Annotated in this window: 6 protein-coding genes; 3 read left to right on the top strand and 3 right to left on the bottom strand. The window is 66.8% G+C overall.

Annotated elements, in window-relative coordinates; all coding sequences use genetic code 11:
* Nucleotides 1-117: 117 nt before the first annotated feature.
* Genes ON45_RS02230 through ON45_RS22900 form a run of 3 tightly spaced genes read left to right on the top strand, consistent with a single transcriptional unit; the run spans nucleotide 118 to nucleotide 2401 of the window.
* Entirely contained in the window at nucleotides 118-1443 is a 1326-nt protein-coding gene (locus ON45_RS02230) for an alanine--tRNA ligase-related protein (protein ID WP_040491540.1), read from the top strand.
* The gene (locus ON45_RS02225; RefSeq protein WP_040491538.1) at nucleotides 1443-2231 is read left to right on the top strand and encodes a hypothetical protein; all 789 of its coding nucleotides are present in this window, start codon (nucleotides 1443-1445) and stop codon (nucleotides 2229-2231) included. The genes ON45_RS02230 and ON45_RS02225 overlap by 1 nt, the downstream gene beginning before the upstream one ends.
* A gap of 23 nt (nucleotides 2232-2254) precedes the next feature.
* On the top strand, nucleotides 2255-2401 hold the full coding sequence (locus tag ON45_RS22900) for a hypothetical protein (RefSeq protein WP_158412142.1): 147 nt from the start codon (nucleotides 2255-2257) through the stop codon (nucleotides 2399-2401).
* 35 nt (nucleotides 2402-2436) lie between these two features.
* Here the strand turns inward: ON45_RS22900 and ON45_RS02220 are convergent, their stop codons facing one another.
* From ON45_RS02220 to ON45_RS02210, 3 genes are all read right to left on the bottom strand, one after another.
* On the bottom strand, nucleotides 2437-4044 hold the full coding sequence (locus tag ON45_RS02220; protein WP_040491536.1) for an acyl-CoA synthetase: 1608 nt from the start codon (nucleotides 4042-4044) through the stop codon (nucleotides 2437-2439).
* Between the two features lie 77 nt (nucleotides 4045-4121).
* Entirely contained in the window at nucleotides 4122-5684 is a 1563-nt protein-coding gene (locus ON45_RS02215; protein WP_051062301.1) for a bifunctional aspartate transaminase/aspartate 4-decarboxylase, read from the bottom strand.
* A complete protein-coding gene (locus tag ON45_RS02210; RefSeq protein WP_085946493.1) occupies nucleotides 5681-8092 on the bottom strand; it encodes a bifunctional lysylphosphatidylglycerol flippase/synthetase MprF in 2412 nt (803 codons plus the stop codon). Before ON45_RS02210 ends, ON45_RS02215 begins: the two co-directional genes overlap by 4 nt.
* Between the last annotated feature and the right edge of the window lie 17 nt (nucleotides 8093-8109).

The following is an 8109-nucleotide window of genomic DNA, read 5'->3' as shown; positions in this document are numbered from 1 at the left end:
GCCATTCCGTGTCAGACACCCGATGGTTCGAACCATTCCGTGTCAGACACCGGATGGTTCGGGCGGGAGAGGGGGCTGTGTACGATCACGGCGCATGTCAACGAGAGGGGTTCTGGAATGAGCTGGACGATCGAACGCATCGAGCAGGTGTTCCTCGGTTACATGGAGGAGCACGGCCATGCGATCATCGAGGGGCACTCGGTGCGCTCGCCGACGGACGACGTGCTGTTCACGACCGCCGGGATGCATCCGCTCGTTCCGTACCTCCACGGCGACGAAGCCCACCCGGCGGGCAAGCGGCTCACCGACGTGCAGCGCTGCGTCCGCACCACCGACATCGACGAGGTCGGCGACGACACCCACCTCACGGTCTTCGAGATGCTCGGCAACTGGAGCATCGGTGACTACTTCAAGGAGACGTCGATCCCCCAGTCGTTCGGGCTCCTGACCGGCGAGTTCGGGATCGACCCCCACTCCCTCTACGTCACGGTGTTCGCCGGCGACGACGAGGTTCCGGCCGACGACGAAGCACCGATCATCTGGGAGCGGACGTTCCGCGAGGCCGGCGTCGACCCCACGGGTCGGATCAATCCGCTCGGAGCCGACGACAACTGGTGGTCGAACGGACCGGTCGGTCTGTGCGGCCCCGACACCGAGATCTTCGTCCACGTCGGCGACAACGAGGCACCGGCCTTCGCCGACATCCCCGAATTCGTCGAGATCTGGAACAACGTGTTCATGTCCTACGACCGGGCCGAGGACGGCAGCCTCACCGTGCTCGACCAGCGCAACGTCGACACCGGCATGGGCCTCGAACGCCTGGCGATGTTCCTGAACGACCACACCTCCGTGTGGGAGACCGACGAGTTGGCACTCCTGCTGAGCGAGGTGGCGAGCGCACTCGCGGTCGACCAGTCGTCACTCGATGAAGACGGCATCCGTTCGCTGCGGATCGTGACCGACCACCTCCGCGCGGGACTCGCGATCGCGGCCGCCGGCATCTACCCCTCCGCTTCCCGGCAGGGCTACGTACTCCGCAAGCTGATCCGGCGCGCGGTGCGCCACGCCGAACTACTCCGGGGAACCGACGAGAACCTCGCCGACGTGCTGATCGAGTGCACCCAACGGGTGTCATCGGTGATGGGCCAACGCTGGCCCGACGTGGCACCGGGCGAAGGCGGTGCGGCAGCTCGTGAGACGATCGAGAAGGAGACCCGCAAGTTCTCCCGAACGTTGCGACGTGGTGTCGACCACCTGACCCAGGAGGCGGAACAGGGAACTGTCTTCGACGGCGATCTTGCGTTCACGCTCGCCGACACGCTCGGGTATCCGGTGGAACTCTCGGCCGAGGAAGCGACCCGCATCGGGATGTCGATCGTGCCCGGCTGGGAGAAGCGCTATCTCGAACTGCGTGAGGAACAACGGGCCCGATCTCGGTCCTGATGACTTCACCCTCGTCGGTCGAGCCTCAGCCCACTGACCGACTCCTCGCGGCGGCGCGTTGGGTCGTCGCGCTGCCGATGCGGTTCCGGGCGACGTTGCTCGTCTGGTTCATCACGGTCGCCGCGACCTACGTCGCCCGCCGGGCGCTGGGCGACGATCCGACGGAGGCTGAACGGCTCCGTCTCGGCTACGGACTGCCGGCGATGGAGGACGGTCGATGGTGGACGCTCGTCACCGGTGCGATCCTGCTGCCGAGCCTCGCGGTGCCCGTTCCGAGCTTCACGTTCATCGGCATGATCATCTACGAACGCGTCGCCGGACACTGGCGCCCGTTGGTGGCCGTGTACGGAGGCCAGATCCTCGGGATGCTGATCGTGATCCTCGCGATCATCCCCCTCCGCAACAACCCGAGCGCGTTCGCTCAGGACGTCACCAACGTCACGGACTTCGGGATCTCCGTCGGGGCCTTCACGTGCCTCGGCGCGTGGACGGCCTACCTGCGCCCGACGACTCGGCGCGTCATCCGGTGGGCGATCAGCTGCTACCACGTCGGACCGCTGCTGTTCTCGGGTGTCATCTACGACCTCTCGCACCCGACCGGTTGGTTCATCGGCCTGGCGATCGGACCGTGGCTGATGCGACCCGACCATTCCGAGCGCGGGCCGTACACAACTCGTGATCGCGTGTTCAGCGCAGTCGCCGCGGCGATCGGCGTGACGATCGGAATCGCCGTCGGCTGGTCCACCGGAGGCGGAACGGGAATCTTCGGCTGGGGCCCGACCCGCTGATCACGAGCACATCGTTCGACGGCGTGCTCGACCGGACAACCGACTCGCTCGAGAGCTTCTCGGTGCCGAAGCGTGACGAAGAGGTCACGATCGAACATCTCCACGGATCGGGCCGAGGCACCGAATACACCGCGTCCCCGTTCGCGTATCTCTTCCGACGAGTCCGTTGAACCGCACGCGTGCTGAACACGCCATGCGCATCTCGTCAGGCGTCGACGAAACGGGCGGTCGCCTCGGCGCGGAGACGCTTGTAGTCGACCTTTCCGTTGGCGGCTCGGCCGATCGAGTCGACGACCATGATCCGCTTCGGTGACTTGTAGGCGGCGAGCGTCGTCCGGACGTGTCCGATCAGCTCGGTCGTGTCGATGGTCGCACCCTCGCGGGCCTCGACCACGCCGGTCACCGCCTCGCCGAACTTCTCGTCGGGCACGCCCACGACGACCGCGTCGAGGACCGAGGGGTGGGTCTTGATCGCCTCCTCGACCTCCTCGGGGAACACCTTCTCGCCTCCGGTGTTGATGCACACGGACCCTCGGCCCAAGAGGGTGATCGTGCCGTCGGCCTCGACGGTCGCGAAGTCACCGGGGCACGAGTAGCGGGCCCCGTCGATCTCGAGGAACGTCGCCTTGGTCTTGTCCGGGTCCTTGAAGTAGCCGAGCGGCTGGCGCCCGCCGACGGCGAGGCGCCCGATCTCGCCGGATCCCGGCTCGACCCGACGGTTCTGGTCGTCGATCACGATCGTGTCGGGGTTCAGTTCGAACCGCGCGGTCTCGGCGGTCTGCCCGCCACCGGACACCGACGCTCCCATTCCCAGCGCCTCCGACGACGAGAACGCGTCCATCAGCATCATGTTCGGATGGTGGTCGAGCAGGCCGCGCTTGGTCTCCTTGCTCCACATCACTCCGGAACTCACGATCGCCACCAGACTCGACAGGTCCCACCGGTCGGGTTCGGCATCGAGCGCGCGCAGGATCGGCTTCGCGAACGCATCGCCCACGATGGAGATGTTCGTGACGCCCTCGCGTTCGATCGTGTCGAGCAGCTCGACGACGTCGAACGTGCGCCCGGTGAGGGTCACGATGCTCCCGCCGCCGGCCAGCGTCGACAGGCACGGGAAGTTGCCGGTGCCGTGCATCTGCGGGCACGCCGGGAGGAAGACCGCGCCGGGTCCGCCATAGGACGGACGCAGCTCGTCGAGACCGCTCTGCTCGGCGATCGGCGTGCCGAGGGTCGCCGTGAGCGTCACCACGAGGTCGTCCTGGCGCCACATCACCCCCTTGGGCATGCCGGTCGTCCCGCCGGTGTAGAGCATGTTGAGGTCGTCACCGGAACGCCCCCAATCCGGGACCGTGCGACCATCGGCCGAGGCTGCGGCATCCTCGTACGGGGTCGCCCAGTCCGGGCACGGACCCGACGCGTCGTCGACCCACAGCCAGGCCCGCACGAGTGGAAGCTGATCGCGGATCGAGTCGATCGTCCCGGCGAACGAGCCGTGGAAGACCACGGCGCCGGCGTCCGCGTTGTCCCACAGGTACAACAGCTCGTCGGACGTGTAGCGGTAGTTCGTGTTGACGGGCACGAGTGCCGCTTTGAACGCGGCGAACATCGACTCGATGTACTCAGGTCCGTTGTACAGGTACTGCGCCACGGCCTGCTGGCGCTCGAGGCCGGCATCGAGCAGGTGGCGGGCGACGCCGTCGGCGCGGCGGTCGAACTCCGCCCACGATCGGTGGAGGTCCCCGTGGACGAGCGCCTGCTCATCGGGCACCTCCTCGGCAGCGATCTCCCAGATGTCGGCGAAGTTCCAGTCCATGGACAACGGTGTAGCAGGAACAGCCCGGCGACTCGTCGCCGGAGGTTCCGGATCTCGGCGCCGCCGACGCGGTGAACTCAGCGAGAAGCGTCGTCGGGGATTCTGGCTGCGACGGCACCCAGGACGGCACCGATCGCCCGACCGACCACTGCGAGTTCGTCGACGGTGAGCGACGCGAGAGAGACCCGGACGTCCCAGCTGTCGGATTCGAAGATCTGCCCGGGCAACACGACCACACCGTGCTCCCGCGCGATCATCATCGAGATCTCGATCGGGTCGACCGAGCTGGTCATCCACGCGGTCGCCGCAGGTCCGTGGGCAACTTCCATCGCGTGTTCCAGGTCGATCAGCGCGTAGTACATGCTCTCCTGGCCGCCGGGTGGGCCGACACCGAGTGGTGCGAGCAACGCCTGCTCACGCGCGGCGAGCTCGTGGCGCACCGCGAGCGTGTAGTCACGTCCCGACACCATCAGGTGGTCGAGCGCGAAGAACGCCATCTGCACCTGGTCGGGCGTCGCCAGACCGGCGATGTTGTTCAGCGCCACCTCACGGCTGTCCGCCACGAGCCGTGCCATGAACGACAGCTTCGACACGTCGTCCGTCAACGAGCTGTACCGCTCGGTTTGTCGGCGACGCCCCGCTTCGTCCTGCGTCGCGAGCAACTCGTCGACCACGTGATCGTGGTGCATCGCGATGAATCCCAGGCGCGAACCGGTGGCTCCGTAGTTCTTCGAGAACGAGTGCAGACCGATCACATTGCGTGGCGAGTCCACCGCGAGTCCGCGGAACCCGTCGATGAACGTGGCGTACACGGTGTCGGCCACGATCAGCAGATCCGGGCGGTGGTCCGCAATCAGGTCGTGGAGGGCGTGGAGTTCGTCGGCCGTGATCGCTCGGGTGTCCGGGTTGCCGGGATTAACGAGGAAGAAGACCTTGATCTCGGGATCGAGCAACCGTTCGAACAGACGGTGCGAGAATCGATGGACGGAACGGTGATCGGTGTGGATGTCGACCACCTCGAGCCCGAAGTCCTCGAGGTGCGGGATCTGGAGGTACGGCGTGAACACCGGCGTGGCGATCGCGACCTTGTCCCCGGGTCCGATGACGTGGTTCTCCTGGAGCGACCGGAACACGTACGCCATCGCGGCGGCCCCGCCCTCGGTGGCGAACACTTCGAACGGTCCGGAGTCGATCGGGTCGGCTCCGACGACCGTGGTGAAGTACCGCGCGACGACCGTTTCGAGGTGAGCGAGCATCCGGTGCGGGGCGGGATACCCGTCGCCGAGCACGCCGCGCACCAATTCGAGCACCCACACGTCCGGATCGAACCCGAATTCGTCGATGCCGTAGCCGACGGCCGCCCGGAGGAACCCGGCGCCGACGCTCGCGTCACCCTCGAGCCAGTCGTCCAGTCGCCCCGCGATGCCTGCTCGCACCGGGGAGGCTCCCCACATCGGATCAGGACTCGCCGACACCATCTCGCTCACGGCGAACCGACCCAGCACGAAGCACGCGTCTCGCGGTGCGATCGCGATCCAGTTGGGTTGGCCACGCCCGGCGTTCAACACCGGGTGGCCCGACTCCGACGCGGCAGCGTTGATCGCGGCGGACACCGCCGCTGTGTTCGACACGGTGGTCACGACGCAGGCTCCTGTTCCTTGTCGGGCACGACCATGTCCCAGCTCATCCGCACCCAATCGACCACGCCGGCGTCGGGGACGTACGCACGTGCGATCGCCAATCCGATCTCGGCGAGTGCGGTCTCGTCGGGATACACGAGATACATCGGGTAGTGCTCGGGCTGGAACTTCTGCTTGAAGTTGAACAGCGACTGGAACCCGTAGTACGGCTCGAGCACGTCACCGAGGAAGTCGAGCAGATGCTGGAGGACCTGCTGGTCGCTGTTGGCACCGAGCTCGTCGGGGGCATGGGCGAGCGGCGCGGCGGACAGGCTGATGAACTGGTAGCCCTCCTCGTGAAAGTGTCGAGCCGAAGCACCGATGAGGAACTCCATCACCGGTCGGAAGCTGTGATCGCGACGACGCATCAGGTCGAGCGTCCATCCCACGACCTCGCCGTCCTGACTGACCGGCATCCACGACAGGAATCCTTCGATCGTGCCGTCCTCGTCGACCGCCAGGTGGAGGCGCACGTCCGGGTCGTCGGCCTCGCGCAGCGTCCCGAGCGTGAACCCCATCTCCGGAAGTGCCTTGTCGCCGACCCACTCCCCGCTGATCGCGCGGAGTTGGTCGGTCACGACGGGGGTGCAGTCCTCCCAGCGCGTCGTCACCATCTCGATGTGTTGCTTGTTCGCCTTGTTCAGCGCGGTCCGGACGTCCTGCCACGCCTTGCCGCGGAACTCGACGTTGTCCAGTGACATCACACTGTCGCCCGCGACCTCCACCGCATTCCACTTCAGTTCCGGTGCGAGGTCGGCGGTCGCCTGACCGGCGGCGAACAGACACGGGATCCACCCGCGGGCGAAGCAGTACGCGTCGAATTCCTGCAGCGCTTGCCGGCGTCGTTCCATCGGTCCGACCGGGTCTCCGAGGCAGAGCGCCACCGAACCGACCACCTCGTAGCCGATCGCGGTCTGCTCGTCGTCACTCAGCCAGACCGTGATGTCCTTCCACGTCAACATCCACTCGATGTTCGACGAGTGGTACTCGCGCAGCATCTGACGCAGCCGCTCGGGCTGATCCGCGAGCGGCTCCGCCTTCCGGCTCGAATACAACAGGCCGATGATCGATCCGACCACGGCGATCACCCACACCGCTCCGATCGATCCGACGAACCAACGCGCGGCCGTGGTGACCGGCTCGATCCGATCCGTCGTGGTGAAGAACAGCCGGGCGACGAACTCCGCCAGCATGTCGGGCCATTCGGCGACGGGTTCGAAGTCGTCCTTCAGCACTCCGAAGCCCAAGGCGGTGTACACGAACAATCCGACCGCCACCCAGAGGATCCGTCGACCGGCGCGGCGGACCGACCGTCGCGCCGACCGCGCGCCGAAGGCACGGTACGACAGCAACAGCATGATCAGCAGACCGCCATTGAGCACGAGGTCGGCGTTGCGTTCGGCGCTCGTCTCGACGGCGAGCACCACAGCGAGGCCGAGGACCAGCAGGACGACCGTGCCCACCCATGCGAGCCGCCGACCGCGACGCAGCGCGTCGGCCAACGCCAGCAACAGGAGCGCGTTGACGATCAATGCGAAGGTCACGGACGATTCGTGTTCGATCTGACCGCCCGTGTGCAGCGGACCGCCCGCGCCGGGATACAGACCCTCGAGGATCGACGTGACGGCCGACAGACCGACGACGAGGGCCACGGCGGCGCGCTGGGTACGCGGGCCGAAACGGAGCTCGGGGCGCATCGGCATTCGACCCGCGAGGAACGGCCCGGCCCCGACGCCCAGTGCGAACGAGACGAAGTGCTCCACGTCCCACAGCAGCCCGGAGTTGAGGAGCATCGCGATCAGGTACGCACCGACCGCAACACGCACCCGCACGCGCCACACCGGTTGCATCACGGCGGTCAAGGCGCCGACGGTCGCGAAGCCGCCTGCGGAGATCCCGAGGTCGAGCTGCTCGCCGAGGTCGCGAGCCCACACCCAGCCGCTGTCGTCGAAGAACGAGAGGAAGACCGCGGTGAGATAGCCGCCGAGGAACTGCCCGCCTAGCGCCACGATCAACGTGCGCACGTGACCGACGCGTCGCTCGTACACCGAAGCAGCGCCGACGAGCAGCGCGAGGATCGGGATGTAGAGCAACAGTTGCGGGGCGAAGAACATCCCCGTGAAGAAGGTCCACCAGCGGCCGTCCTGCAGCGCCGGGAGACCATACGCAACCTGGTCGTAGAGCTCGGAACCTTCGTTGACGTTGTTCCACAGAGCGCCCGTCGCCACCCCGGCGACGATCACGATCACGACGATCAGCGTCGTGGCCCAATACCGCGGCAGCAGCTCTGCCCAGTACGCGACCGTCCGACGAAACCAGCTCGGTTCCGACTCGACGACGGCCGGTTGAATCTTCACTTCTGTGGACATCGGATCCTTCCCGGAAC

Origin of the sequence: Ilumatobacter nonamiensis YM16-303 (assembly GCF_000350145.1) — a bacterium.
GTDB classification, from domain to species: Bacteria; Actinomycetota; Acidimicrobiia; order Acidimicrobiales; family Ilumatobacteraceae; genus Ilumatobacter_A; species Ilumatobacter_A nonamiensis.
Note: the sequence above shows the minus strand (reverse complement) of the source record. Positions and strands in the feature narration are given on the sequence as shown.

What these genes read in the sequence shown, in the direction of transcription:
- ON45_RS02230 (WP_040491540.1), top strand. Translation starts at nt 118, where the DNA reads ATGAGCTGGACGATCGAACGCATCGAGCAGGTGTTCCTCGGTTACATG.
- ON45_RS02225 (WP_040491538.1), top strand. Translation starts at nt 1,443, where the DNA reads ATGACTTCACCCTCGTCGGTCGAGCCTCAGCCCACTGACCGACTCCTC.
- ON45_RS02220 (WP_040491536.1), bottom strand. Translation starts at nt 4,044, where the DNA reads ATGGACTGGAACTTCGCCGACATCTGGGAGATCGCTGCCGAGGAGGTG.
- ON45_RS02210 (WP_085946493.1), bottom strand. Translation starts at nt 8,092, where the DNA reads ATGTCCACAGAAGTGAAGATTCAACCGGCCGTCGTCGAGTCGGAACCG.